We start from the raw sequence: 24,170 nt of genomic DNA, 5'->3' as shown, positions 1-24,170 counted from the left end.
TGCGAACGGCGATAGCTTGCAGGAGGCCACGCGCTTGTTGAAATACATGCGCGATATCAAACTGAATTTCTCTGTGAAGTCAGTTCTGTTGACGACCTTGATAGGCCAGCAAGTCAGCGCTCTCGACCGGGCACTTGATGTCCTCTGTGATGTTCCAACTACGCTTAAGGTCAGAATCGGTAGGCTTGACGACTATTTGCAAAAGCAGACGACGATGCCCACGATTGCAAATCCTGTCTTGCCTGACGAATTTTTGACGCGGAACTGGGACGAAGAGAAATATCAAAACTTCCGGAACAAGATTAACAAATATCGAGGCTGGATTGATGACGCTTACGCCGAACCTGATGAGAAAGAGTCCCTCTTAAAGTGGCGCGACATATTCGGCGACACGTTTGGCGCAGACATCGTTGTCGAGGAGGCGAGACAGGTTAGTGCTCGCTATATGAGCAATATATCTACACGAATCGTCGGAAACGCGTTTCAAGTTGGACGCGCGCTTGCCACTGATCTCCTACGGACCATACCGTCAAACGTACCTTGGATGAGGAGAGCCCGTTGGCCAATGGTACGGGCGTCGACAGTTCTAATACGTGCTGGACTTTACAACAGCCGCAATGGGCCAAGGGACAGCAATCTTGAGAGCGGGCAAGTCGTCCATCGATCTAAGGAAATTCTGTTCGAGGCAGTAAACTCCATGGGTCTCCCGTTCCCGTCGAGCGATTTCAAGGTCATGTGGCGGGTGGTCAATACCGACCCGGATGGGGTTCGTTCCGCCAGCGAGCTTCGCGGTGGCTTTTACAAGTCCGACGCTGGTGATGGAAAGCACTGGGAGACGACCCAATACCGTGGTGTTCATTGGGTGGAAGCATTCCTAATCCGAAAGCGAGATGGAGTATGCTGCGGCCAAAGCGGGCGGTTTTTCGTCGTCATAGAGTAGGAATATTCGTTTTGAAGTTAGTTGAAGCGGAAGTCGATATTGATAGGGCAGCGGAAATAGTTCGAATTTCGGTCGACGAGATCGAAAAACTTATCAATGAAGGTGTGATCATTTGCGATAAGGGAAGCAGATCGCCCCTAAAATTTTCGGAAGTTTGCACACTACTGGCGGTGACGAGTTTTCGGCGAGCCAATCATTCTTCGAATACTTCATCAGCTGATGATGCTGCCGCGATAAGCAGGCTGCCCATGATGGCATTTGCTTCGCATCTCGCAGAAGCCCGGTACGGAACGCAAGGCCTTCTGGTGCGAACTACGCACCCCTCACACGTTCCAGAGCGATACGTAATCATGAGTGAAAGCAATGTTTGTCGTGTGGGCACGCTTGAACACTATGAACGGATACGCTCAGAGGCGGCGGACGAGCAACACGCATCAATTTTCGTTTTCGACACCAAAGCCGCCGCTGAGTATGTGATCAATACAATGAGGATGTGCCCCTTCAGATGGGTTGAATAAAGGGGCCATCGCCTCCTTGCAGGTGTTCGGTGGACTCACAAAAAGACCGGCGATCTGTTGGGGATTCCGGTCAACTGTGAACCAGCTGACCCAAGCAAGTCATTGTCGCTGTGGAACACTGCTTCCGTATGCATCGGTCACCAACTGAAAGATCATGATGGACCCGATCCTCTCTCTAGCTCATTCAATTCAAACGTCTCCTGGCGTGTACGCAGTCCTACTTGGTTCCGGTATCTCTCGAAGTGCGGGAATTCCGACTGGGTGGGAGGTCACCCTTGACCTGGTCGAACGCATTGCTGCTCTGTCAGCCGAAGACACCCTGGGTGATCCGGCACGTTGGTATCAGGATAAATTTGGGAAAGAGCCCGGCTATTCAGAACTGCTGGACGTGCTTGCGAAGACGCCAGCGGAGCGTCGCGCAATTTTGCATGAGTTCTTTGAGCCTACGGACGAAGAACGCGATGATGGCATCAAGATGCCAACAGCAGCACATCGCGCCATTGCTGAGCTGGCGCGCGATGGCTTCATCAAGGTGATCGTCACCACAAATTTTGACCGCCTAATGGAAGTTGCGCTTACGGATGTCGGTATCGTTCCGACCGTCATATCCACGGCTGATGCGACCAAAGGCGCTGCCCCTCTAGTGCACCAGAGGTGCGTAATCGTGAAAATCCATGGTGACTACCTGGATGACCGCATTAAGAACACGGAAGACGAACTTGCATCATACGATCCGGCGATGGATGCTTATCTTGACCGAATTCTAGATGAGTTCGGATTGATCGTGTGCGGCTGGTCCGGGGAATGGGATCAGGCTCTCAGGGCAGCATTTGAACGGTGTTCGTCTCGTCGCTACGCCACTTTTTGGGCAACTCGCGGGAAACTTGGCGCACGAGCTGAGAAGCTGCTCACCCTACGAAGTGGTCATCTGATCGAGATCGATGGTGCGGACAAATTTTTCGTACAGCTACAGGAAATGGTCGAAGGCCTGAAGGAATCCAAAGCGGCTCACCCTCTTTCCATTAATGCTCAGGTTTCAGCCATCAAAAAATTCGTCGCATCTCCCCAATACCGGGTCCGGTTTCACGATCTCCTAATTGACGAAGCAAATCGTGTAAGAGCGTTTCTGGACTCCGCTTACACTGCTGGAGCGAGGCCGGTCGACACGGCGGCTATCAAGGCGCGTTTCGAAGCATATGACGCCTCTACGGATGGGCTACAACATATGTTGTTTGCGGCAGCTCAGTGGGCTGAAGCCTACAATTTTGAATCTATCCGGCAATCCATCACCAAACTGGTTCCGTCCAATCGACGCGACGGTGTGGTTCTATGGCTGGAAATGAACAAATACCCTGGCGCGGTTTGCTTCTACGCTGCATCCTATGGGGCGATGGCGAGAGGCAACTGGCCACTTTTCAAGTACCTCGTTGAGGGACGATTGACGCACAGAGGCAACGAGGAAAGTGTACTTGAGCATCTAGGAGCGATTGCTGTCGTGGATTCTGACACAGCGAATGCCCTACATTCACAAAAGCGCTATACGCCCATTAGCGACCACTTTATGAGTCTCTTCGGCAAGCTTTCCAAAGCAGAGGATATCGAGCGGGATTTCGAGCGCTTGGAGGTTCTTTTAGCCCTCCATTATATTGAGGCATCCAAAACAGGTGGTCGCTACACTTTGCGTGGTCGCTTCGTCTGGAACCATTCCGGCCAGTCCATTCAGAATGTTCTACAGGAGATAGAAAGAGACGGAGATGAGTGGCCCCCGCTCAAAGCTGGCTTGTTCGGAGGCACGAAGGCCAGTGCCGTCTCGTTGATCGAAAATCTCGTTGAGAACGTGAAGAAGATGGCCAATCACTATTGGTGACTGGCCTCGTGTCCAAGAATGCTCCCTGGCATCATACACAGGGTATTGCATGTGTAAGTTGTGGCGCAATGCCTCTTAAATTGTTGCTCAAACGTATGTGGCGACGGCCCCCTGTTTGCTCAGGGGTACGAGGCGACGTGCTCAACTGTTTGTGGCGACGGCTCCTGAAAGTGCAATGAAAACAGGGGAGGGGTGTTCAAACGTATGTGGCGAGCGGCATTCTGCCTTGGCGGTTACATAGGCCTCTTCATCGATTTCAATGACCGTGGGGCACGTACGCCGGATGGCCGATCTCAAAAGCGCTGGCAGCTCGCCAGGACTTCTCAGGCGCTCGGCCTTACAGCCGAAGCCGCGGGCGATGGCCAGGAAATCCGGCGTATAGATGTCGACGCCGATCGGCGCGATGCCGCGTGCTTCCATGTAGGTCTTGATCTCGCCGTAGCCGCTGTTGTTCCACAGCAGCACGATGAGCGGCAGGGCGGCCTCGCGGGCGGCGGCGAGTTCGGGCAGGGTAAACTGGATGCCGCCGTCGCCGGCAAGGCAGACGGTTGGCCGGCCGGTGCCGATCAGCGCTCCCGCGGCGGCGGGCAGTGCATAGCCGAGCGTGCCGTAGCCGGTTGCCGAGCAGAACCACGACCGCGGCCTGTTCGCGGCAAAGTCGATGCAGCCGGCATAGACGGGCTGCGCGGAGTCGCCGACAATAATGACGTCGGGCAGGGCTTCGCGTACGATCTCCATGAGATCGACGCCGGCGCGCAGAACCGGATTGAGCATTTCTCGAACAGCCTCTCTGGCGGCCCTTGCACGTGCAGCCCCGTCGTTCGCCGCGCGCGGCGGGATCCTCGCGGTCAGCGCGTCGAGCGCAAGGGCGCAGTCGGCTACCAGCGCGATATCGGCCGGCCGGCCGCGCATGGCCTGCTCGGGATCGATGTCGATGCGGATCAGTTTCCCGGTGATGCGCGCGCCGCCCGTCTCATAGAAATCGTAGTCGGTCGGCCCAAACTCGGTGCCCGCCGCAATCACCAGGTCGGCCGCCTCGATGAGGTTGGCCGTCGCCGCCATGGCGGGGCTGCACGAAACGCCAAGGGGATGGCCCGGTGGCAGAACGCCGCGGCCATTGACGGTCATGATCACCGGGGCGTCGAGCGTTTCGGCCAGCCGGAGCAAGGGGGACGCGGCATCGGCGGCACCGCCGCCGGCCAGGATGACCGGGCGCACGGCCTGCGAACACAGGGCGGCGGCGGCCGTTATTGCCTGCGCTTCCGGCGCGGGGCGGCTGGGGGGCGGCCGCTTCTGCGGAGAGGGCAGTACGGAGGCATCCAGCGTCAGCAGATCGACAGGCAACTCGATATGCACCGGGCGCGGACGGGCCGAAGCGAAGACGGCAAAGGCGCGGGCGATGACCTGAGGCAGCTCCTCCGCCCGCAGCACGGTGTGGCTGAAGGCGGTGAACTGGCGAGCGAGCTGGCGCTGGTCGGGCAGTTCGTGCAGATGTCCTTCGCCCGACCCCATGCGGCCAGGCGGGTTGACGCTGGTGATGACCAGCATCGGCACGGAATCTCCGTAGGCCTGCGCCATGGCGGTGGCGATGTTGGTGAGGCCGGGGCCGGAAATTACGAAGCACACGCCAGGCCTGCCGGTGGCACGGGCATAGCCGTCGGCCATGAACCCGGCCCCCTGTTCGTGACGCGGGGTCACGTGGCGGATGCCGCTGCCCGGCAGCCCGCGATACATTTCAACCGTATGGACGCCGGGGATGCCGAAAACGGTATCCACCCCATATGCGGCAAGCAGTTCGACCAGATAGGTTCCGACGGTCTTCATCTCAGGCAGATCCCTTCTTCCCGGAGCGGGCAAGCGCACCGCAACCGTTCAATTGCGCGAGCACCCCTTCAAACGGCAGATCCCGGCCGAAGCCGACGAGCACGAGCAGGCTTTGTCCGTCGAAGCCCTCGGGCAGATGCGACGCCGGTTCGAAGGAGACCCGCGCGCCGACCACGTGAACGGCGAACAGTCGGCCATCGCTTGCCTGCACGAAACCCTTGGCCCGGTAGATACGGGCAGGCAGCGCAGCGAGCACCCCATGCAGGCGCTTGGCGTCGATGGGGCCGTCATGCCGCCACGTAACGCTTTCGGCCTGCTCGTGAACCGGCACGGCCGCGAAGGGCGAGCTAGCGCCGCGGGAGGGAAAACCGCCGGCGAAAAGGAGGTCGAACGGCACGCGCGCGTTCGTCGTCTCGATGGTCCGCGTGTCGGGAAAGGCCCAGCGCGCATGCCAGGCGTCAAGGATGTCGCGTGATACGAGATCGGTCTTGTTGAGGATCAGGAGATCGGCCGATCCGACCTGCGCTTCCGCAAGACCGGGCGCCGCGGCGATGGCGCCGTCGAAGCCGGCGGCATCGACCAGCACGACGATTGCATCGCCCCTCAGCCGCCCGGCAAAGCGGGCATAGCGTACCGTGTCCATGATCCGCGCGGGATCGGCGACGCCGCTTGCCTCGATGACGATATGGTCGATGTCGATGCGGGCGCTCAGCAGCTCTTCGAGCTGCTCGACGAGGCCCTGGTTCATCCCGCAGCAAACGCAGCCATTGGAGAGGCTGTAGAGGCCGCCTTCCGTTGAGGTGATGAGCGCGGCGTCGATGTTGATCGCGCCGAAATCGTTGACCATCACGGCGATCTTCAGTTCGTGGTCGCCGCCAAGAATATGGTTGACGAGCGTTGTCTTGCCCGCGCCGAGAAAGCCGCCGATCACGGTGACCGGTATTGGTCCGGCCTGCCTGGTCACCATAGTTTCGGGGCCTCGCCGTGCCAGATGGCTTCGGAAGCCGCGTCCAACCGGTCGTGCACGAGCTGCCCCTGCATGAAGGTGAGGTCCACCCTGGTGGAGTGGATGTTGCCCTGCGGCTCGATCTCGAAGAGGTTGCGGTCGAGCACGATGATGTCGGCGGACTTGCCGATCTCCAGCGTGCCGGCCTCGTGCTCGATGCCCATCGACCAGGCGCCGTTTCTGGTCATCACGTCGATGGCCTGGGTGAGGGAGATCGGCTCGCCGAACCGGCCCTCGGTTTCCCCCCAGGGATTGGCCCGGGTCACCATGGTTTCCAGCGCGATCCAGGGGTCGAGCGGACTGACGGGCCAGTCGGTGCCGACGACGGCGACGCCGCCGGCCTCCAGCACGCCCTTGATGTTGTAGGCGCGCGACAGCCGCTCGGGACCGTAGCCGGAGCGGGCGCCGGAGACGAATTTCGAGGGATACCATGAGACCGGCGAGAATTCGGCGGTGACGTTCAACTCGCGAAAACGCTTGAGGTTGCCGCCGTGCAGGATGGTGGAGTGCGCGCATTGATGGCGCACGCCCAGGCCGCCCGGGCGCCGGCGTGCCGCCTCGACGGCGTCCAGAAACGTGTCGGAGGCCGCATCGCCCGTGCAATGGGCGATTACGCGGATGCCTTGCCGGTCCATGTCCCAGACCATGTCGGCGAGATGTTCGGGCGTCAGGTTGAGCTTGCCGCGCCAGGCGCTGTTCGCGCCGTCCCAGGGCGTCATGAGATAGGACGAGCGCGGTTCGACGGTGCCGTCGAAGTGGAATTTCACGGCATTGGCGTTGAGCCGGGCCGAGCGGTAGTAGTGACGTTCGCCGGCGAGCAGCTCCCAGCGGCGGCGCACGGGGAAAATATCGTCCTGCCAGCTGATCGCGGCCTCGACCCTGAGCGTCAGTTCGCCGGCCTGGTCGAGGGTTTGCAGCGCCTCCAGCCGGTTCTCGCAGACATGCACGTATTTGGTGGCGACCACGCCGCGCGCGGACTGGTAGCGTACGCCGTCGCGATAGGCGGCGCGCAGCACCGGGACGGGCGTCGGCGGCATCGCGGCATGAATCAGGGCGTAGGCACCGTCGATGAGCAGGCCCGTCGGTTCGTGGCTGATCGGATCGCGTTCGAGATAGCCGTTGGGAGGGTCGGGTGTCTCAGCGCCGATGCCGGCACGGCGAAGCGCCTCGCTGTTGACCATCATGGTGCCCCACATGCGGTCGAGCAGGGCGACGGGGCGATCGGGCAGCACGTTGTCCAGCCAGTCCCGGCCGGGCACGAGGCCGGCCTGCCGGAAGGTGTAGCGGACGAAATATTGCCCGTAGATCCATTCGCGGTCCGGGTGCCTGGCCGCATAGGCCAGCACGGCGTCGCGCACCTGATCGGGCGTCGGATCGACGATGCCGATGTCCAGATCCTCGGCGTAGCGCGGTGCGAGCGCCAGGTCGGGATGGGTGTGCATGTCGTAGAGACCCGGCATGGCAAACCGGCCGCCGAGGTCCTTTATCCTGGTCTGCGGCCCGATGAGGTACTCCACGTCCGCGCGCTCGCCACGCGCAACGATGCGCCCGCCCGAAACGGCCAGGGACTGGCACCACGGCAATCCGGGATCGCCGGTATAGATACGGCCATTGGTCAGGACGAGGTCGGCGTGAGCGTCGCGGGCTGCGTGGCTGGGGCGATGGTCGTAGAGAGAGCGCATGATCGTCTACCTATGGAGAGGGGCGGCATCAATAGCCGGCGGTCGGGATCCACCATTCGCGGCCGCGCACCGTTGTGACATATTCGGGCCAGCGCAGGCCGATCGGCGCCTCGTAGTCGGCAAGCGGCGGAATCCATCCGGTGCCGCCGACACCGCCGCCGGTGCGCTCCTCGAATTCCCTGCGGGCAGCGGCCCGCACCCCGGCGTTCTGCAGCAGCTCCAGCATCGAATGAGCGATGGTCTTCGATGCGCAGATCACCATCGGATCGATGGTTTCCGGAATGCCGCCCAGTGCGTTCATCACCCAGTCGGGATAGGAGAAACCGGCGGGCCCGCTCAGCATGGGACGGGCGATGTAAAGGCGCGCCGTCGGCGCGTGCCAGCACATGTCGGTATAGTCGTCCGAGGTGTAGTTGACCTGCGAGGGCGGCAGGTCCTGCCGCAGGATGCGCTCGGCCTCCTGCGGGCTGATCAGCCTCTCGCAATCGGGCAGGAAGGGGTTCGACATCGGCTCCAGGCCGACACTGGACTGGATCTCGCGGGCGATCTCCTTCGCGCGGGCGCCCCATTTCGGCGCGCCGACGGCGGCGAGTTTGCCATAGACCAGATCGGCCATCACATGGTTGGCAAGGCCGGGGCGCGATTTCGAGACCCAGATCTTTTCGACGCGGCAATGGGTCAGCCGGGCGGCAGCCTCGGCGTTGCGGTCGAGGATCAGGGTCGCCTGTTCGGCCAGCTCCACGGTCGGCACGCGGATGATGTACTGGATTTCGGAAAGCCGCGCCGGCAGGTTGTCGGCGGTCGCCTGTCCCGCCGTCAGGATCGCCTCGCTGATCGACCAGCCGCCCATATGCGGCAGCATGGAATCGCGCAGCGCCTTGGAGGCGTTGTACATGGTGAAAAGCGCATCGTTGGCGCCGGGCGCACGCACGGCGCTGTGCGCCTGCGGGATCGGCAGGCCGTCGGCCCGTTTCAGCCATGTTTCCGGCTCGTCGCAGACGAAGCGGTACACCATCGCATAGGCCGCGCCGCAATGGGTGTCCCAGTTCACCGTGTTGCACAGCGGCAGCATGTAGCAGGGGTGGAAACTGATCATCGCGTCGAGGCCGTCATAATAGCCCTTGGCGGCGTGGATCGGCTTGGAGCCGCGCACCTTTTCGGCGGGCTCGCCGAAGAACTTCAGCGTGCCGGGAAGACCATGTGCCTGCATCGCTGCCTTGGTGGCGAGAAGGCCGCCGAAGGCGCTCATGCCAAGCGCCGAATGCGGATCGGTATGGCCGCCGGCATGCTCGTTGAGACCGGGGCGGGGGCCTTTCTGCGTGCTTGCGGCCTGGCAGTTGCCCGGCACGGCGTCATATTCGGCATAGCTGGCGATGACCGGGCCACCCTTGCCGTTTGTCCAGGAGGCGGCGAAGGCCGTCGGCATGCCGCCCGAGCCCTCCTCGACCGTGAATCCCTCGCTGCGCAGGCGCTCCACATACCAGGCGGCGGATTCGTACTCGCGCCAGGCCGTCTCTCCCTTGTGCCAGATAGTGCTCGTCCATTCCGACAGGGCGCCGGCGTGCGCATCGACCCAGTTCGTTGCGGTCTCCTCGGCAATGTTTGCGGTCATGTCGTGTCAAGCCCTCGCGTGTTGCACCTGCCATCAGAGGAAAGCAGTGAAAGGCTTGCGCAAAAAGTGATATGTTTTATCGTTTCGTGCAAATTCTGTTCACTTGACGGGGCGTTATGCGGATTCCATCGACACAGGCGCTGCGGGCGCTCGAAAGTTTCGCGCGCCACGGCAGCGTATGGCGGGCGGCGGACGAACTGCACCTGACCCGCAGCGCCGTCAGCCACCAGTTGCGGCTGCTGGAGCGCGATCTCGGCTTCGACCTGCTGGAGCGCGTCGGCAAGGGTGTCGCGCTGACCGCGCGCGGCCGGCGCTATGCCCATGACGTGCACAAGGCGTTGACGATGCTCGGTGATGCCGGGGCGCAATACCGGGACGGCGGCATCGGCGGTTCGTTCCGTATCAGTTGCACGCCGGGCTTCGCCTCGCTGTGGCTATGTACCCATATCGCGGAATTCCAGGAGATGTACCGGGATGTCTCCCTTTCCATTCTCACGCCGCGGCGCCTCGACGATGTGAGCAATCCCGATGTCGACGCGTTCATCGCCTTCGGTGACGGCAACTGGCCGAACCGCAGCGTGGAGCTTCTGTGCGATGTGCGCTTCACCCCGCTTTGCAGCCCGAGCCTGCTCAACCGGCTTGGCGGGTTCGCAAAGCCTGCCGACGTGTTGCGCACGAACCTGCTCCATCTTAACGACTTCGAGGACTGGTCGCGGTGGCTTTCGCTCAGCAAGGTCGAAAACGCCGATCCGGCGAGCGGTATCTTCTTTTCCGACATGAACCTGGTTTTCTCGGCCGCCATAGCGGGGCAGGGCATTGCCATGGGCGATGAGCTCACCGGACAGAAGGCGTTGAGCGAAGGCAGGCTGGTGCGCCCCTTCGACATCGCGGTTCGCGCCTCACGCTCCTACTATCTGGTCGTCGATCCCGCCAAGTCGGATCATCCGGTCCTTCCGGCCTTCCGGGACTGGCTGCGATCCAGCCTGGCCAATGCGGCGGCCGACGCGCAAAGCGTGCGGGTATAGTCGATCCGGATAGGTGAATGGAATTTGCCAATAATGCGAAAATAATTCGGTTGCCGTGAGCCGATTGCGCGCATACGCTTTCCTCGACAGGTGAGGGAGAGCCTATGCAGCAGTCGGGACGTGCAGCGGAACTCAAGGCGGTCGGCATTGGAAAGAGCTACGGCGCGTTCCACGCGCTGAAGAATCTTTCACTCGATGTCGGCCGCGGCGAATTTCTCACGTTGCTCGGCCCGTCCGGTTCCGGCAAGACGACCTTCCTCATGATCCTTGCCGGCTTCGAACGTGCGAGCCGCGGGCAGCTGTTCAGCGACGGCATCGACATCACCGACCAGCCGGCCGAACGCCGCTCCTCCGGCATGGTTTTCCAGGGTTATGCCCTCTTTCCGCATATGAGCGTCGCCGCCAACATCGCCTTTCCGCTGCGCGTGCGCCGCAAATCCGAGGCGGAGATCAAGCGCCGCGTCGGTGAAATGGTCGAGCGTGTCGGCTTGCAGGGCCACGAGCACAAACTGCCGGCGAAACTCTCCGGTGGCCAGCAGCAGCGCGTCGCACTGGCGCGCGCGCTCGCCTTTGAGCCCGGGGTTCTTCTTCTCGACGAGCCGTTTTCGGCTCTCGACAAGAGCCTGCGCGGCCAGATGCAGGCGGAAATGAAGCGCCTGCACGAGGAGACGGGAACGACCTTCGTCTTCGTCACCCATGACCAGAGCGAGGCGCTGGCGCTCTCCTCGCGCGTCGCCATCTTCAATCATGGCGAGCTTCTCCAGGTCGGCACGCCGCAGGAGGTCTACGAGCGCCCCGGCAACCGCTTCGTCGCGGAGTTCCTGGGCGAGATCAACATGCTGCCGCTGCGCGACATCCGTCCGGACGAGGGCGGGGCGAGGGGCCTGTGCGAGGATCGCGAGGTCGCCCTGCGCTTTGCTCCCGGCGAAGCGCGCGGCGACGCCATCCTCGCGGTGCGCCCGGAGCACATGTCGATCGCACGGGAGCCGGCGATCGCCGAAAACAGCATCCCCGTCACGGCGGTATCCTCGACCTATCTCGGCTCCGCGGTGCGCCTCGACCTGATTACGCGCAGCGGGAGCAGGGCCAGCGTCTCTGTCCCGATGGAAGCCGCGCGCTTCGCGCTCGAGGAGGGCAACACGGTCTGGCTGACATGGCCCGCCGAGAGGGGACTTATCCTGCCGGAGACGGTTTGAGAGATTTTACAAGCAGAAGACTGATCCATTGAAGTCCGAAGATCCAAGAAAACAGGGGAACGACAATGAATGAAGCCTTTCAGAAAGACTGCCTCGAAATCCTCGCAGACAAGGTCAAGCGCGGCGAAATGAGCCGCCGGCGCTTTACGCAGCTGGCCGCCATGCTTCTTGCCGGCGCGCCGCTGGCGTTCAGGGCGGGCGGCGCGCTGGCGCAGGAAAAGCAGCTCGTGTTCGTGAACTGGGGCGGCGATGCCGTCACCGCCTATGACAAGGCCTATGGCCAGCCTTTCCAGCAGGAGGCCGGCGTCACCGTCAAGCAGGATGGTTCGGGCCCGACCGAAGGGGCCATCACCGCCCAGTTCAAAAGCGGCGCGCCGAGCTGGGACATCGTTGACGCCGACCCGTTCTCGGCGATCACGCTCGGCAAGCAGGACATGATGGAGAAAATCGACTACGCCGTCGTCGACAAGGGCAAGATGCGCCCCGGTTTCGGCTGGGACTATGCGGCTTCGAGCTACTTCTTCTCCTATGTCATCGCCTATGACTCGGAAAAATACGGCGACAATCCGCCCAAGAGCATGGCCGACTTCTTCGACGTGACGACGTTCCCGGGCAAGCGTTCGCTCTACAAATGGGGCAGCGCCATGTGGGAGGCCGCCCTCCTCGGTGACGGCGTGGCACCGGAACAACTCTATCCGCTGGACCTGAAGCGCGCGCACGACAAGATCGCCGCCTTCAAGGAGAACGTCATAGCCTATTGGGGCGGCGGCTCGGAAAGCCAGTCGCTGCTTCTCGACGGTGAAGCCTCGATGGCCCTGGTCTGGTCGACGCGCGCCTCGTTGATCGAGCAGGATTCGGGCGGCCGCATCAAGTTCATCTGGGATCAGGGCCTGCTGTCCCCGGGTGCCATGGCCGTCATCAAGGGCAATCCCGGCGGCCGCGACACGGCGATGAAGTTCATCGCCAGCGCGCAGGACCCGCAGAAGCAGCTCGTCATGTTCGACATGCTGGGGCAGGGTCCGGCGAACCCCGCTGCCGATGCGCTGATCCCCGAGGAGAAGAAGCGCCTCAATCCGGTCGATCCTGCAAATATGAGCAAGCAGATACCGCTCGATATGGAATGGTACGCCGAGAACTACGGGCCGGCGCTCGACGAATATACCAAGATCATCTCCGCCTGAGCCGCCTTATGTTCGCGCGCTCCCACAATCTCGGCGCGGCGCTCCTCCTGGCGCCGCTGCTCCTGCTCCTCGTGCTGGCCTACGGCATCCCGTTTCTTGGTGTGATGAAATGGAGCGTTATGCTGCCCGAGCCGGGGCTCGGGCAGTATCATGTGCTGCTCACCGACCCGCTGGTGCAATCGGTGTTCGTGCGTACAGCGCGCATCTGTGCGCTGGTGACGGTGACGGCAGTCGCTGCCGCCTATGCGATCGCCTATGTCTGGGTGCGCGGCACGCCGGGCCAGCGGCTTGCGGCGGAATATTGCATCCTCGTGCCGTTCTGGATCTCGGTCTTGACCCGTGCCTTCGGCTGGGTGGCGCTTTTGTCCAATCAGGGGCTCATCAATACCTGGCTGCGTGCGACCGGCATCCTCGATGAACCTCTCGCGCTCGTTCGCAACGAGTTCGGCGTCGTCGTCGGCATGACGCATTTCCTCATTCCCTTCGCGGTGTTTCCCATCGCCTCGGCCATGCGCGCGCTGGACGAGCGCGTCCTGCTTGCCGCGCGCGGCCTGGGGGCAAGCCGCACCCGCATCTTCTGGTCGATATTCGTGCCGATGACGATGTCGGGCATCATCGGGGCCGCGCTGATCGTCTTCGTCTTCGCGCTCGGCTTCTTCATAACGCCGGCAATCCTCGGCGGTGGTCGCAGCGTCATGGTGGCGGAGCTGGTCTACCTTCGCATCTTCCAGAGTCCCGACTGGGGTCTCGGCGCTGCGATCAGCATCACGCTTGTCCTGATCGTCGGCCTGTTGACAACAGCCCTGTTCCGCTTCCTGCGGCCCTCCCAAATGGCAGGTTGACATGAGCGGCTACCGTCCCGGTCCCATCGCCCTGTTCCTCGCCTTTCTGGTGGCGATCTTCCTGCTGATGCCGCTGCTTGCGGTCGTGCCGGTGTCCTTTACTCCGTCGCGCATGCTTTCGATGCCGACGGGAGAGCTGTCGATCAGGCACTATCGTGCGCTTGTCGACGACCCGCGCTGGCTGGACAGTATCCTGCTCAGCTTGCGCATCGGCATCGTCTCCAGCACGCTCGCGACGCTCCTGGCGCTCGTCTTCGGCCTCGGCATATGGATGTTCCGGCCGCGCTACACGGCGGTTCTGGTCGGTTTCGTCTTGTTGCCGATGATCGTTCCGCCGGTGGTTTCGGCGATCACCCTCTACTTCCTGCTCACGTCCATGTCGGGCATCGGGAGCGTCGTCGGCTACGACACGTGGCTCGGCGTGGCACTCGCGCATGTCGTCGTGACGGTACCGTTCGCCGTGGTGCTGATCCTCGTGTCGTTGAGCCAGGTCGACCGGCGCATCGATCTGGCCGCGCGCGGTCTCGGCGCGTCCACCTGGGAGCGGGCGACACAGGTCATCATACCCAACATCAAGTTCGGCATAGCGACGGCGTGGCTCCTGTCCTTCGTGCTGTCCTGGGAAGAGATCGGCGTCACGCTGTTCATCACCAGCGTCAACGCCATCACCCTCCCGCGGCTGATGTGGATGGGCCTGCGCGACAATATCGACCCCTCGATCGCGGCGATCTCGGTCATCCTGATCCTGATCACCGTGACGGTGATGACCGCTCGCGTGGTCTATCGCCGGGCGAGGGGAGCCGCGTGAAGCCGTCCTGCAACCCGTAACATGAGGACAACGATGAGCGTGCGGAGCGATCTTCTCTCCGAGTTGCGTGGCGCCCTGCCGGATGCGACGATTTGGGGGCGGGACGAGCTCGCCGTCCGCGATCCGGGATTCGACGGTCGCAATTTTGGAGCGGCCGCATTGGTCCGCCCGGCGGATGTCGATAGCGTGTCGGCGCTGGTGCGCTTCTGTCTCGAAAGAGGGATCCCCTTGGTTCCGCAGGGCGGCCGAACGGGGCTCGCCGGTGGCGCGGCGACGGTTTCCGGGCAGATCATCTGCGATCTCGGCGCGATGAACCGGGTCGAAGAGATCGATCGTTTGGGCCGGGTCGCGATCGTTCAAGCCGGAGCGCCTCTGGCCGTGCTTCAGGAGGCCGCAGCCGTCCATGGCCTCGATCCCGGCATCGACCTTGCATCGCGAGGCAGCTGCACCATCGGGGGCATGATCTCCACGAATGCCGGCGGCATAATGGCGTTTCGAAACGGCACGATGCGCCATCGTCTTCTCGGCCTCGAGGCGGTATTGCCGGACGGCCGCGTGTTCAGCGACCTGACGCGCGTTCTAAAGACCAGCGCAGGCTATGACCTCAAGCACCTGTTCGTCGGCGCCGAGGGCACGTTGGGCATCGTTACCCGCGCCGTGCTTCGGCTTGAGCCGCTCGGTGGCGCATCGGCCACGGCGCTCATCGGGACCAATGATGCGGCCAGCGCCCAACGGGTCGTCAGCCATTTGCTTGCCATGCCCGGCGCCAACCTGCGGGCTGCGGAAATCATGTGGCGTGACTTTGCCGTCGCAATGGCAGGGATGCTCGGATTGGATTCGGGACGGTTGCCGCTCGGTTCGCCGTGCCTGCTTGCCGTGGAGCTTGGCGCGGCAACCGTCGAGGAGGCGACCGGCGCGCTGGAGGAAGGGCTTTCGAGCATCTGGGAGGAGGCCGGCATTCTCGACGGGCTGGTGGCGGCTTCCATGGAGCAGGCAAGGATCATTTGGCGGCTGCGCGAAGAGACGGAACAGATCGAGCGCATGCACAGCCATCCGCCATCCTTTGACGTGTCTGTTCCCGCAGCTGCAATCGATGGCTATGTCGCGCGGATCACGGACGGTCTCCTGGGGATCGACAAGGGTTATGCGCCTTATGTCTTCGGCCATCTCGCTGACGGCAACCTGCACATTTCCGTCAACACCGACAGTCCGTCGCCCGAACGTTATAGGGCGATCGAGGACGTGCTCTATACGGGCCTTGGAGAGATCGGCGGATCGTTCTCGGCTGAGCACGGGGTCGGCCTCGACAAGCGTAGCGCGTATGAACGTTACGCCGATCCAGTGAAGCAGGATCTCGCGCGGGCGATCAAGGCATGTCTGGACCGGAAATGGGTATTGAACCCCGGTAAGATCGTCACGCCGGTTTAAGGTCGGCGGACGGTTGCGTCATGCTTCCAAGGACAGCCCGGATATCGAGCGGCCTCCCTAGCCGTCATTGCCGGCATAGCGGTTCATGCCGATGGCCTTTGACGTGGAACGCCGGTGGATTTCGGCCATTGTGGGGTGGAAGGCTGCGTTCAGCTTCTCCAGCTCCGCATGCGCGGCCAGATGCGCGGGGACACGCTCACGGATCTCCGCCAGTATCGCGGCCTCGTCGATCGTCTGAAGGCGGCCGTTCCGGACGACGACCTCTCCCGCGACCATCACCGTCTCGATCGACGAACCGTTCTCGGCATAGACGAGATGCTTTGCAATGTCGTTGAGCGGGGTGAAGCTGAGGGTGGTGAGGTCGAGGATCAGAAGATCGGCGGCCTTTCCGACCTCCAGCGAACCGGTGACGTCTTCCAGCATGGCGCTGCGGGCGCCGCCGATCGTCGCCATGGCGAGGATTTCGTCGGCGCGGATCCATCTGTCGTGGTCGGGGCCGGAAACGCTGTGGACCAGGCCGGCGACCCGCATGACGTCGAAGATGCGGGCGGTGTCGTTCGACGAGACGCCGTCCGTGCCGAGGCCGACCGTCACGCCGGCGTCGAGCAGCTGCCGGATCGGCGCGATGCCGGCCCCGAGCTTCTGGTTGGAGACGGCGTTGTGGGCGACCGAGCATCCGGCCTCGCCCATCATCGCGACATCGTCCTCGCTCACCCAGACGGCGTGGGCGATGGTGGTGTTGCGCGACAGTGCCCCGAGATCGCGCATATAGGCGATCAGGCTCTTGCCGAAGAATGCCTGGCCGGTCACGGCCTGCGTCTTGGTTTCGAGAATATGCGTGTGCAGCGGCACGCCCATCTCGACGGCCAGGGCATGGCAGGCCTGAAGCATGTCCGGCGTGCAGCGTTGCGGCGCCGACGGTGCGATCATGAAACTGAGCCGTCCGGCCCGGCCGTGCAGCGCCGCGAAGGCCGAGCGGCAGTAGTCGATATAGGCCGCGGCGGACATGGGCGGACCGAAATCGAGCTTCTCCTGAAGGTGGAGCGGCATCACCTGCCTGGCGTAGGGCAGGGCGTCCAGCGTGTGGACGTTCATGACGGCGCTGGAGACATTGGCACGGATGCCCGCGTCCGCATAGGCGCTGAACACGGCGGAGAGCCGGGAGAGGTCGTGCGCGGGCGGATCGAAGAAATCGTCGCACATCGTCGTGACGCCGTTGCGCAGCGATTCCATCGCCAGCAGGAGGCTGCGCAGGTAGAGAAGCCGTTCGTCGATGACCGGTCCCATCAGCAGCGGATAGGCGTAGAGGAGCCAGATTTCGAGAGGCATGCCTTCAAACCGCCCCCGAAAGAAGGTCTCGCTCGAATGGGTGTGGGCGTTGACGAGGCCCGGCATCACCAGCCGGTCCCGGCCATCGATAATTGTGGCATCCGGGCGCGCTGCGAGGTTCGTCCCGATAGCGGCGATGCGGCCTCCCTCGATCAGGATGTCACCGTTGAACGGCTTGCTTCCGTTCGCGGCATCCATCGTCAGCAGGGTCGCGTTCTTGATCAATGTCTGGGGCATGGGTTTCTCCTGCTCCTGTCGCGCTGCGTCGCGGGCCGGTGTCATTGGTCGCGCAGTTCGCCGAAGGCGTTGTTTGCCCTGGTGCCGCCGCGCAACTGCGTGCTCAGCCAGATGCCGAGGACGGTCGCGATGTAGGGCAGGGCCAGCAGCAGATCGTGCGGGATGCGATCGCCGAAGGTAAGCTGCGCCCTGATGCCGAGCGCGCCGACGACGGCAAAGAACACCGCGGCAAGGGTTGCCCCAATGGGATGGCCGGCGCCGAAGATGACGGCGGCAAAGCCCATGAACCCCCGGCCGGCCGTCATGTTCTGGGCGAAGATCTGGAGGCTTCCGGTGGCGAGCTCGGCGCCGGCAAGCGCGCAGAGCACGCCGCCGATCATCAGCGCGACAAGGCGCATCGCAGACGGGTTGACGCCAACGCCGCGCGCGGCGAAGGGGTGCTCGCCCGACGCCGCAAGGCGCAGGCCGAAACGGGTTCGCCGCAACAGCACCCACATCGCGAACACGATCGCCGGCATGATGAAGACCAGGATGGAGAGCGAGCCGAAGGCTCCGAATGCCGGGCCGATGCGCGGCAGGCCGAAGGGCGCGCTGACCGCCGCCTGTGTCCCGAATATCGACTGGACGGCGAGCGCCGTGCCGCCAAGCCCGAGGCCCGAAAGCCCGAGGCCGGCGATGATCTGGTTGGCTTTGAGCTTCTCCACCACGAACCAGAACAGGATCGAGCCGAGGACGCAGGCCACGATCGCTCCGAGAAGGGCGAGCCAGATCGATTGCGTGAGCACGATGCCGAGAACCGTTGCGCAGGCGCCGGTGATCATCAGCCCCTCCAGGCCGAGATGCCAGATGCCGGCGCGCTGGGCGATGACGCCGGCAAGGGCCACATAGATCAGCGGCGTGCCGGAGCGCAGGATGGCGATTACGAAGTCTTCCATATCCGTCCCCCGAGTTTCGCGATCCGGTCGACGAGACTGGACTTTGCGGTGATGAAGAGCGCGATGGCCGCATTGATGATGTCGATCGCCGAGGACGGCAGGCCGGCCATGATCGGCAGGTAGAGGGCGGCCGAGGCGAGGCCGCCGAAGAACAGCGAGACGAAGGCCGTCCCGACGACGGAGAAATTGGCGACGAGCGCGATGAGGATGGCCGTGAAGCCGTGACCCGGCAGGAAACCGCCGGTCAGCCGCCCGTTGGGGCCCATGAACTCGATGGTGCCGGCAAGACCGGCAAGGGCGCCGCTGAGGAGGAAGCTCGCAAGCCCGATGCGCCAGGTCCTTGCCCCCTGCCATTCGACCATCGTCGGGTTTCGGCCGGCAAGGCCCGACAAGACCCCGAAGGCCGTGCGGTTGACGAGAAGCCACAGGACCACGCCGACCACCACGGCAATGCCGATGATCGTCGGGGACAGGCCGAGCGAGTCGCTGATGCGGTAGGCGCCGTCGAGCGGCCGGCTGGAGGCCTGCTGCCCCGTGCCCGACGGGTCCTTCAGCGGCCCGGCCGTCACGTAGAGAAGCACCAGGCCGGCGATGAAGTTGCCCATCAGCGTGGTGATCACCTCGTCGGCGCCCGACTTCAGCCGGAGCAGGCCAGGCCAAAGCGCCCAAAGCGCGCCGCCCGTCATGCCGGCAAGAAAGCAGGCCGGTATCACGACGGGAGCCGGTGCGCCGTTCAGCCATTCCGCCATGAAGGCGGCAGCGATGGCGCCCATGTAGAACTGGCCCTGGGCGCCGATATTGAAATAGCCCGCCCGGAAGGAAACGGCCACGCCGACCGCCGTGATGAACAGCGGCAGGCCCCAGCGAAGCGCCTGCTGCAGGGCGCCGGTCCGCAGGAAGGCGCCATCGGCGATCGCGTGGAACATCAACGGCGCCGAGTAGCCGGCCGCCTGGAAGATCATGCCGCAAAGCGCAAGGCCGATCAGGATGAAGATCAGGGCACGGAAAACCGAGACAAGACGATCGATCATCTCAGCACTCCTGTCATGGCCGCGCCGACGGCGGCGATATCATAGGGGGGACGGAACTGCGCGACGATGCGTCCGGACAGCATGACGATCACCCGATCGGAGATGTCGAAGATCTCGTCGAGATCGGAGGAGATGAACAGCAGGCCGCAGCCGCGCGAGCGCGCGCTGCGCATCGATTCCCATACGAAGGACGTCGCCCCGATGTCGAGGCCGCGCGTCGGCTGGGCGGCAAGGATGAGGCGGGCGCTTTCGTCCATTTCGCGCGACAGGATGACCTTCTGCGCGTTTCCGCCGGAGAGCGAGCCGGCCCGCTGGCCGACCTCGGAATAGCGCACGTCCCATTGCTTGAGCGCCGTATCGCACTGCCTTCGTATGGCGGCGGGGCTGATGGCGGAAAGGAGCGGCATCTGGAGAAGGCTGCGGGCCGACCAGTTCTCCCAGAGCGAGCTTGTCAGGCTCAGCCCTTCGACATTGCGCTCGAAGGGGATGACGCGCAGCCCGGCCGCGCGCCGGGCCGCAAGCGGGGCGCGGGTCACGTCGCCGTCGCCGATGGCGATCTCGCCCTCGACGAGGTCCGCCAGCGCCGAGATCGCCCGCACAAGCGTCCGTTGCCCATTGCCTTCGACGCCCGCCACCCCGATGATTTCTCCCGGGCGGATGTCGAGGTCGACCTTTTCGAGCGCCGGGCCCTCGGGATCGGGCCGCGTGGAAACGGCACGCATCCTGAGGATGGGCGTGGCCTCGGCGGGGGCGTCGTGCTGCCCGGCATGTGTCACCGCCGCAGTGCCGGTCAGCGCGGCCTTGTCCTCGGAATTCAGGACGCGCGCGCCGGCCGGGCCGATGATGAGTTCCGCCAGGCGATCCGCGTCTATGCCGGCACAGGCCAGCGGTCCATCGACAAGCCGCCCGCCGCGCAGGACCGTCACCGTGTCGGCGATGGCCAGGACTTCCCGGATCTTGTGCAGGATCAGGATGACCGTGACGCCGCGCTCCTTCAATCGGCGGACGCGCTCGAAGAGCTTTTCCGCGCCTTCCGGCGAGAGCACCGCCGTCGGCTCGTCGAGGATGAGCAGCTTGGCATCCGAGACGAGCGCGCGGGCGATTTCCACGCCCTGCTGCGTTTCCACCGGCAGGTCGCGGATGCGCTGCCGGGCCTGGACCTTGACATCGAGCGCGTCGAAATGGGGTTGCCACCGTTTTTCCAGGCGGCTCTTGCTGAACATCCCTCCGCCCGCGGCGCCGAACTGCATCGCCTCGGCAACGGTGAAGGAGGGCGGCAGGGCGAAACTCTGGTGGACGAGCTCGACGCCCGCCATGCGGGCATCGTTGACATTGCCGCCCGGAAGGGACCGCCCGTCGATCGCAAGTTCGCCGGATGCCGGGCGCACGAGACCGGCCAGGACGCGGGCAAAGGTCGTCTTGCCCGCGCCGTTCTGCCCGACCACGGCGTGGATCATGCCACGTTCGAAGACGGCTCCGACACCGCAGAGCGCGACGACGGGGCCGTAGCGCACCGTCACATCGCGGCATTCAAATATGGGGGATCTGTCTTCTTTCATCGCAGCATGATCCGATGGAAGGTCAGAGGTTCGTATTGAACGGCACCTTGAGCGACCCGTCCAGGATCGCCGCCCGCGCCGCGGCTATTTCGGGCTCGACTTCCTTTGCCCTGGCGATGATGTCCGCCGGCCCCTGTTCGGCGAAGAGGGGAGAGCGAATGAAGTCGATCACGCCCGTTCCGAGGCCGGTATGCTCATGCGTGCCACCGGCAAAACCGCTGCCGAGCGCTTTCGTGACTTCGTTGTAGAGCGAGGTGCCGAAGTCCAGGCCGACGATCGAAATGACGGACCTGGGTCCCTGCGGGAACTGTGCCGGATCGAGCACGCTGACCAGCCGGCCTTCCACCTCGTTCGCCGCGGCGATGATGCCGAAGTCGGTCGCGGCCGCGTCGGTCTGGATGTAGTCGATGCCGCTCGAATACATCTGGGTCGCGATCTCCTGTCCCTTGGCCGGGTCCTGGAAGGAGCCGGCGAAGGCGACCGTTACCGACACGTCCGGACGCACCGATTCCGCGCCTGCCTTGAACGCGTTGTAGTCGGCATTGATCGGCGGAATGGAGACGCCGCCGATGAAGCCCAGCTTGCCCGACTTGCTGACGCGCGCAGCGAAGATGCCGGAGAGATAGCAACCGAGATAGTAGTCGTAGGCGACCGTCACGACGTTCGGGATCGCCGGCTCGAAGGGGTCGGCGAAAAGCTGGATCCACTTTGTGTCGGGGTAAGACGGCGCAAGCGCCTTGAAGGGTTCCGCGACCTCGTTGAAGGTCGATACGATAACCGCCGCGCCGGCATCGCCCAGCGTGCGGAAGATGGTCTCGTAGGTCGCCGGGTCCTGGGCGTAGACCGCGCGATATTCGAAGCCCTGTTCCCCGGAGAGCTGCTTGAGCTTGGCGATCATCGAGTCCACCGGGCCGGCATCGCCTGCCGCCTGCGTGTGCACCAGCGCCACGAGGCCGCCCGATGCATGCGCCGCGGCCGTCAAAAGACCGCCCGCCATGGTGAAGGCGGCCAATCCCGCCGACGTCCTGAGGAAGGAGCGGCGGCCGATCGTGTGGCGCAGCACGTTGATTTCATTCGAGGTTCTGTTCGTCATTTTCCCATTCCCTTGCTCTGGAGGTTCGATGTCTGCGTCTTCTTGTCGTTGGGCAGGCGCAGCGCGCCGGCCGATTTCTTTCGGGATGCGGGATACCGCTTCCCGCTTCAGGCGCCCGGCGAGAATGGCGCCGGGTTCATGATCATCACGTCCTGGCGCTGGATCGCATCGAGGGACCAGACCCCGGAAATGAACGCCTGCCATTCGGGATCGGCGTACATGGCGGTCCGCCGCGCCTCGCGGTCCGCGAGGTTGTCGTAGCCCCACATCAGCACCGTCGTGTGCAGGGCGCCGACCTCGCTGACATAGAGCCCGAGAAACGTGTTCAGGTGCCGTTTCTGGATCGGCAGGCCCTCGGCCTCGTATTTCTTCAGCCAGCCGTCGACGGTTCCCGGCCGGAATGTGTAGGTGCGATGCTCGACGATCATCTGGATGTCTCCTTGAGAATGAAATCGGCGGCTCTTTCCCCGATCATGATCGCCGGGGCATTGGTGTTGCCGCTGGAAATGATCGGCATGATCGAGGCGTCGGCGACGCGCAGCCCCTTGATGCCGTGAACGTTCAGGCGGGAATCGACCACGGCCATCGGATCGCTGCCCATCTTGCAGGTGCCGACGGGATGGAACGTCGTCATGGCATTGGCGCGCAGCCACGTGACCATTTCGGCATCGCTTTCGACGGCCGGCCCCGGCGCGAGTTCCTGGCCGCGATACTTGTCGAAAGCCTTCTGGCTGATGATCTCGCGCGTGATGCGGATGGCGTTGATCATCGTGCGGATGTCGAACTCGGTCTGCAGGTAGTTCGCGGTGATACGCGGGCGATCCATCGGGTCGGCCGAACGCAGCGTGATCTCGCCCCGGCTTTCGGGATTGACCGGGCCGACACGCAGCGAGAAGCCGTGATTGGCTTCCACCCGCTCCTTCCTGAACGGGTTCGGGAAATGCAGGTTTGCCGTCTTTTCGAGCGCCGGCATGAAGTGAAGCTGGATGTCCGGCGCCGCAAGGTCGGTGCGCGACTTGACGAAGGCCCCGGCCTCGTAGGGGAAGGTCGTGGCGATGCCTTCCCCGAACAGCATGCCCTGGACAACGGACCAGGTGAGCTTGTCGGCCCTGAGGTCCGAATAGAGCGTGACCGGTTCGCGGCACTCATAGGCCATGACGCAGTCGACATGGTCCTGAAGGTTCTTGCCGACGCCGGGAAGGTCCCGGACGACACGGATATCGTGTTCCGCAAGCTCGCCGGCCGCGCCGATCCCCGAAAGCATGAGAATCTGCGGCGAGTTGACCACGCCGGCCGAGAGGATCACGTCGCGGTCCGCATAGACTTTCGACGTGTTGCCCCTTCGACTGAACTCGACGCCAACCGCGCGGCCGTTCTCGACGAGCACGCGCCTCGTATGGGCACGGGTCAGGATCGTCAGGTTCGGGCGGTCTCTTGCGGGCCTCAGGAAGGCATAGGCCGTGGAGCAGCGCTTGCCCTTGGTGATGGTGAAGTCGTAGCGGCCGAAACCTTCCTGCTCCTCGCCGTTGAAGTCGTCATTGAGCGGATATCCGGCCTCTCCGCCTGCCTGGTTGAAGACATCGAGAAGCCCGTTCCACCCGCGCGCCCGGCAGACGGTAAGTTCGCCCTCGGTGTTGTGGAAGGCACCGTTGCGCTGGACGTGGGCCTCGGACCGCAGGAAGGCCGGCAGGACCTCGTCATAGGACCAGCCGGCAGCACCCATCTGCGCCCATCGGTCATAGTCGTGACGGTTGCCGCGCACATAGATCATGCCGTTGATGGTGGACGTGCCGCCGAGCACCTTGCCGCGCGGCCAGTAGAGCGAGCGCCCGTTCAGGTGCGGCTCCGGCTCCGTATGATAATGCCAGTTGTAGATGCCCGAATGGAACAGCTTGCCCATCAGCATGGGCAGGCGGAACAGCGGATTGAGGTCCTTGCCGCCGGCTTCCAGCAAAAGCACCTTGTTGGCGGGATCGGCGGACAGGCGGTTGGCCAGCACGCAGCCGGCCGAGCCGGCGCCGATGATGATGAAATCGTATGTCTTCGTTGCCGCCATG

The 24,170-nt window shown here is 63.6% G+C and carries 20 protein-coding genes; 9 read left to right on the top strand and 11 right to left on the bottom strand.

The annotated features are described in order from the left end of the window. The first annotated feature begins 46 nt into the window (after positions 1–46). The 3 genes from AABQ55_RS17920 (at position 47) to AABQ55_RS17910 (ending at position 3,325) form a co-directional block, all read left to right on the top strand. Entirely contained in the window at positions 47–940 is an 894-nt protein-coding gene (locus tag AABQ55_RS17920; RefSeq protein WP_336314396.1) for a nucleotide-binding domain-containing protein, read from the top strand. Positions 941–951: 11 nt separating this feature from the next. Continuing rightward, a complete protein-coding gene (locus AABQ55_RS17915) occupies positions 952–1,458 on the top strand; it encodes a hypothetical protein (protein WP_272805978.1) in 507 nt (168 codons plus the stop codon). Between the two features lie 154 nt (positions 1,459–1,612). Then, positions 1,613–3,325, top strand: coding sequence for an SIR2 family protein (locus AABQ55_RS17910; protein WP_272805977.1), 1,713 nt, complete (start codon positions 1,613–1,615; stop codon positions 3,323–3,325). 141 nt (positions 3,326–3,466) lie between these two features. Here the strand turns inward: AABQ55_RS17910 and AABQ55_RS17905 are convergent, their stop codons facing one another. Genes AABQ55_RS17905 through AABQ55_RS17890 form a run of 4 tightly spaced genes read right to left on the bottom strand, consistent with a single transcriptional unit; the run spans position 3,467 to position 9,449 of the window. After that, positions 3,467–5,149: a 5-guanidino-2-oxopentanoate decarboxylase gene (locus AABQ55_RS17905; RefSeq protein WP_272805976.1), complete on the bottom strand. Its 1,683-nt coding sequence runs from the start codon at positions 5,147–5,149 to the stop codon at positions 3,467–3,469. Position 5,150: 1 nt separating this feature from the next. Then, the gene (locus AABQ55_RS17900; protein ID WP_272805975.1) at positions 5,151–6,116 is read right to left on the bottom strand and encodes a CobW family GTP-binding protein; all 966 of its coding nucleotides are present in this window, start codon (positions 6,114–6,116) and stop codon (positions 5,151–5,153) included. After that, positions 6,110–7,837 carry an amidohydrolase gene (locus AABQ55_RS17895; protein ID WP_272805974.1) on the bottom strand — a complete coding sequence of 576 codons (1,728 nt, stop codon included), beginning with the start codon at positions 7,835–7,837 and terminating at the stop codon, positions 6,110–6,112. Before AABQ55_RS17895 ends, AABQ55_RS17900 begins: the two co-directional genes overlap by 7 nt. 28 nt (positions 7,838–7,865) lie before the next feature. Then, entirely contained in the window at positions 7,866–9,449 is a 1,584-nt protein-coding gene (locus AABQ55_RS17890) for an amidohydrolase (RefSeq protein WP_272805973.1), read from the bottom strand. Positions 9,450–9,565: 116 nt separating this feature from the next. On the opposite strand from AABQ55_RS17890, the gene AABQ55_RS17885 reads away from it, so the two are divergent. From AABQ55_RS17885 to AABQ55_RS17860, 6 genes are all read left to right on the top strand, one after another. Beyond that, positions 9,566–10,474, top strand: a complete 909-nt coding sequence (locus AABQ55_RS17885; RefSeq protein WP_244766932.1) for a LysR substrate-binding domain-containing protein — start codon at positions 9,566–9,568, stop codon at positions 10,472–10,474. A gap of 104 nt (positions 10,475–10,578) precedes the next feature. Continuing rightward, positions 10,579–11,670: an ABC transporter ATP-binding protein gene (locus AABQ55_RS17880; protein WP_272805972.1), complete on the top strand. Its 1,092-nt coding sequence runs from the start codon at positions 10,579–10,581 to the stop codon at positions 11,668–11,670. Between the two features lie 65 nt (positions 11,671–11,735). Further along, the gene (locus AABQ55_RS17875) at positions 11,736–12,851 is read left to right on the top strand and encodes an ABC transporter substrate-binding protein (protein WP_244766930.1); all 1,116 of its coding nucleotides are present in this window, start codon (positions 11,736–11,738) and stop codon (positions 12,849–12,851) included. 8 nt (positions 12,852–12,859) lie between these two features. Beyond that, entirely contained in the window at positions 12,860–13,693 is an 834-nt protein-coding gene (locus tag AABQ55_RS17870; protein ID WP_272805971.1) for an ABC transporter permease, read from the top strand. A gap of 1 nt (position 13,694) precedes the next feature. Further along, on the top strand, positions 13,695–14,501 hold the full coding sequence (locus AABQ55_RS17865) for an ABC transporter permease (protein ID WP_244766928.1): 807 nt from the start codon (positions 13,695–13,697) through the stop codon (positions 14,499–14,501). Between the two features lie 33 nt (positions 14,502–14,534). Next, positions 14,535–15,929 (top strand): FAD-binding oxidoreductase, encoded by a 1,395-nt coding sequence (locus AABQ55_RS17860; protein WP_272805970.1) that lies wholly within the window; start codon positions 14,535–14,537, stop codon positions 15,927–15,929. 57 nt (positions 15,930–15,986) lie between these two features. Here the strand turns inward: AABQ55_RS17860 and AABQ55_RS17855 are convergent, their stop codons facing one another. The 7 genes from AABQ55_RS17855 to AABQ55_RS17825 all read right to left on the bottom strand — a co-directional run bounded on the left by AABQ55_RS17855 (position 15,987) and on the right by AABQ55_RS17825 (position 24,169). Further along, positions 15,987–17,495 carry an amidohydrolase family protein gene (locus tag AABQ55_RS17855; RefSeq protein WP_272805969.1) on the bottom strand — a complete coding sequence of 503 codons (1,509 nt, stop codon included), beginning with the start codon at positions 17,493–17,495 and terminating at the stop codon, positions 15,987–15,989. 41 nt (positions 17,496–17,536) lie between these two features. Further along, complete coding sequence (locus tag AABQ55_RS17850; RefSeq protein WP_272805968.1) at positions 17,537–18,430, bottom strand: ABC transporter permease; 894 nt, start codon at positions 18,428–18,430, stop codon at positions 17,537–17,539. Continuing rightward, positions 18,415–19,461: an ABC transporter permease gene (locus tag AABQ55_RS17845; protein ID WP_272805967.1), complete on the bottom strand. Its 1,047-nt coding sequence runs from the start codon at positions 19,459–19,461 to the stop codon at positions 18,415–18,417. The genes AABQ55_RS17850 and AABQ55_RS17845 overlap by 16 nt, the downstream gene beginning before the upstream one ends. Next, on the bottom strand, positions 19,458–21,020 hold the full coding sequence (locus AABQ55_RS17840) for an ABC transporter ATP-binding protein (protein ID WP_272805966.1): 1,563 nt from the start codon (positions 21,018–21,020) through the stop codon (positions 19,458–19,460). The genes AABQ55_RS17845 and AABQ55_RS17840 overlap by 4 nt, the downstream gene beginning before the upstream one ends. Before the next feature lie 22 nt (positions 21,021–21,042). Beyond that, positions 21,043–22,068, bottom strand: coding sequence for a BMP family ABC transporter substrate-binding protein (locus tag AABQ55_RS17835; RefSeq protein WP_443021156.1), 1,026 nt, complete (start codon positions 22,066–22,068; stop codon positions 21,043–21,045). A gap of 152 nt (positions 22,069–22,220) precedes the next feature. After that, complete coding sequence (locus tag AABQ55_RS17830) at positions 22,221–22,541, bottom strand: NIPSNAP family protein (RefSeq protein ID WP_272805964.1); 321 nt, start codon at positions 22,539–22,541, stop codon at positions 22,221–22,223. Further along, the gene (locus AABQ55_RS17825) at positions 22,538–24,169 is read right to left on the bottom strand and encodes a GMC family oxidoreductase (protein WP_272805963.1); all 1,632 of its coding nucleotides are present in this window, start codon (positions 24,167–24,169) and stop codon (positions 22,538–22,540) included. The genes AABQ55_RS17830 and AABQ55_RS17825 overlap by 4 nt, the downstream gene beginning before the upstream one ends. Between the last annotated feature and the right edge of the window lies 1 nt (position 24,170).

This window comes from Shinella sp. WSD5-1 (assembly GCF_963942435.1).
Classification (GTDB): domain Bacteria; phylum Pseudomonadota; class Alphaproteobacteria; order Rhizobiales; family Rhizobiaceae; genus Shinella; species Shinella yambaruensis.
This window is presented reverse-complemented; position numbering and strand designations above follow the sequence as displayed.

What these genes read in the sequence shown, in the direction of transcription:
- AABQ55_RS17895 (WP_272805974.1), bottom strand. Translation starts at nt 7,837, where the DNA reads ATGCGCTCTCTCTACGACCATCGCCCCAGCCACGCAGCCCGCGACGCT.
- AABQ55_RS17890 (WP_272805973.1), bottom strand. Translation starts at nt 9,449, where the DNA reads ATGACCGCAAACATTGCCGAGGAGACCGCAACGAACTGGGTCGATGCG.
- AABQ55_RS17880 (WP_272805972.1), top strand. Translation starts at nt 10,579, where the DNA reads ATGCAGCAGTCGGGACGTGCAGCGGAACTCAAGGCGGTCGGCATTGGA.
- AABQ55_RS17870 (WP_272805971.1), top strand. Translation starts at nt 12,860, where the DNA reads ATGTTCGCGCGCTCCCACAATCTCGGCGCGGCGCTCCTCCTGGCGCCG.
- AABQ55_RS17865 (WP_244766928.1), top strand. Translation starts at nt 13,695, where the DNA reads ATGAGCGGCTACCGTCCCGGTCCCATCGCCCTGTTCCTCGCCTTTCTG.
- AABQ55_RS17875 (WP_244766930.1), top strand. Translation starts at nt 11,736, where the DNA reads ATGAATGAAGCCTTTCAGAAAGACTGCCTCGAAATCCTCGCAGACAAG.
- AABQ55_RS17900 (WP_272805975.1), bottom strand. Translation starts at nt 6,116, where the DNA reads ATGGTGACCAGGCAGGCCGGACCAATACCGGTCACCGTGATCGGCGGC.
- AABQ55_RS17920 (WP_336314396.1), top strand. Translation starts at nt 47, where the DNA reads ATGCGCGATATCAAACTGAATTTCTCTGTGAAGTCAGTTCTGTTGACG.
- AABQ55_RS17830 (WP_272805964.1), bottom strand. Translation starts at nt 22,541, where the DNA reads ATGATCGTCGAGCATCGCACCTACACATTCCGGCCGGGAACCGTCGAC.
- AABQ55_RS17825 (WP_272805963.1), bottom strand. Translation starts at nt 24,169, where the DNA reads ATGGCGGCAACGAAGACATACGATTTCATCATCATCGGCGCCGGCTCG.
- AABQ55_RS17850 (WP_272805968.1), bottom strand. Translation starts at nt 18,430, where the DNA reads ATGGAAGACTTCGTAATCGCCATCCTGCGCTCCGGCACGCCGCTGATC.
- AABQ55_RS17905 (WP_272805976.1), bottom strand. Translation starts at nt 5,149, where the DNA reads ATGAAGACCGTCGGAACCTATCTGGTCGAACTGCTTGCCGCATATGGG.
- AABQ55_RS17910 (WP_272805977.1), top strand. Translation starts at nt 1,613, where the DNA reads ATGATGGACCCGATCCTCTCTCTAGCTCATTCAATTCAAACGTCTCCT.
- AABQ55_RS17860 (WP_272805970.1), top strand. Translation starts at nt 14,535, where the DNA reads ATGAGCGTGCGGAGCGATCTTCTCTCCGAGTTGCGTGGCGCCCTGCCG.
- AABQ55_RS17840 (WP_272805966.1), bottom strand. Translation starts at nt 21,020, where the DNA reads ATGAAAGAAGACAGATCCCCCATATTTGAATGCCGCGATGTGACGGTG.
- AABQ55_RS17885 (WP_244766932.1), top strand. Translation starts at nt 9,566, where the DNA reads ATGCGGATTCCATCGACACAGGCGCTGCGGGCGCTCGAAAGTTTCGCG.
- AABQ55_RS17845 (WP_272805967.1), bottom strand. Translation starts at nt 19,461, where the DNA reads ATGATCGATCGTCTTGTCTCGGTTTTCCGTGCCCTGATCTTCATCCTG.
- AABQ55_RS17855 (WP_272805969.1), bottom strand. Translation starts at nt 17,495, where the DNA reads ATGCCCCAGACATTGATCAAGAACGCGACCCTGCTGACGATGGATGCC.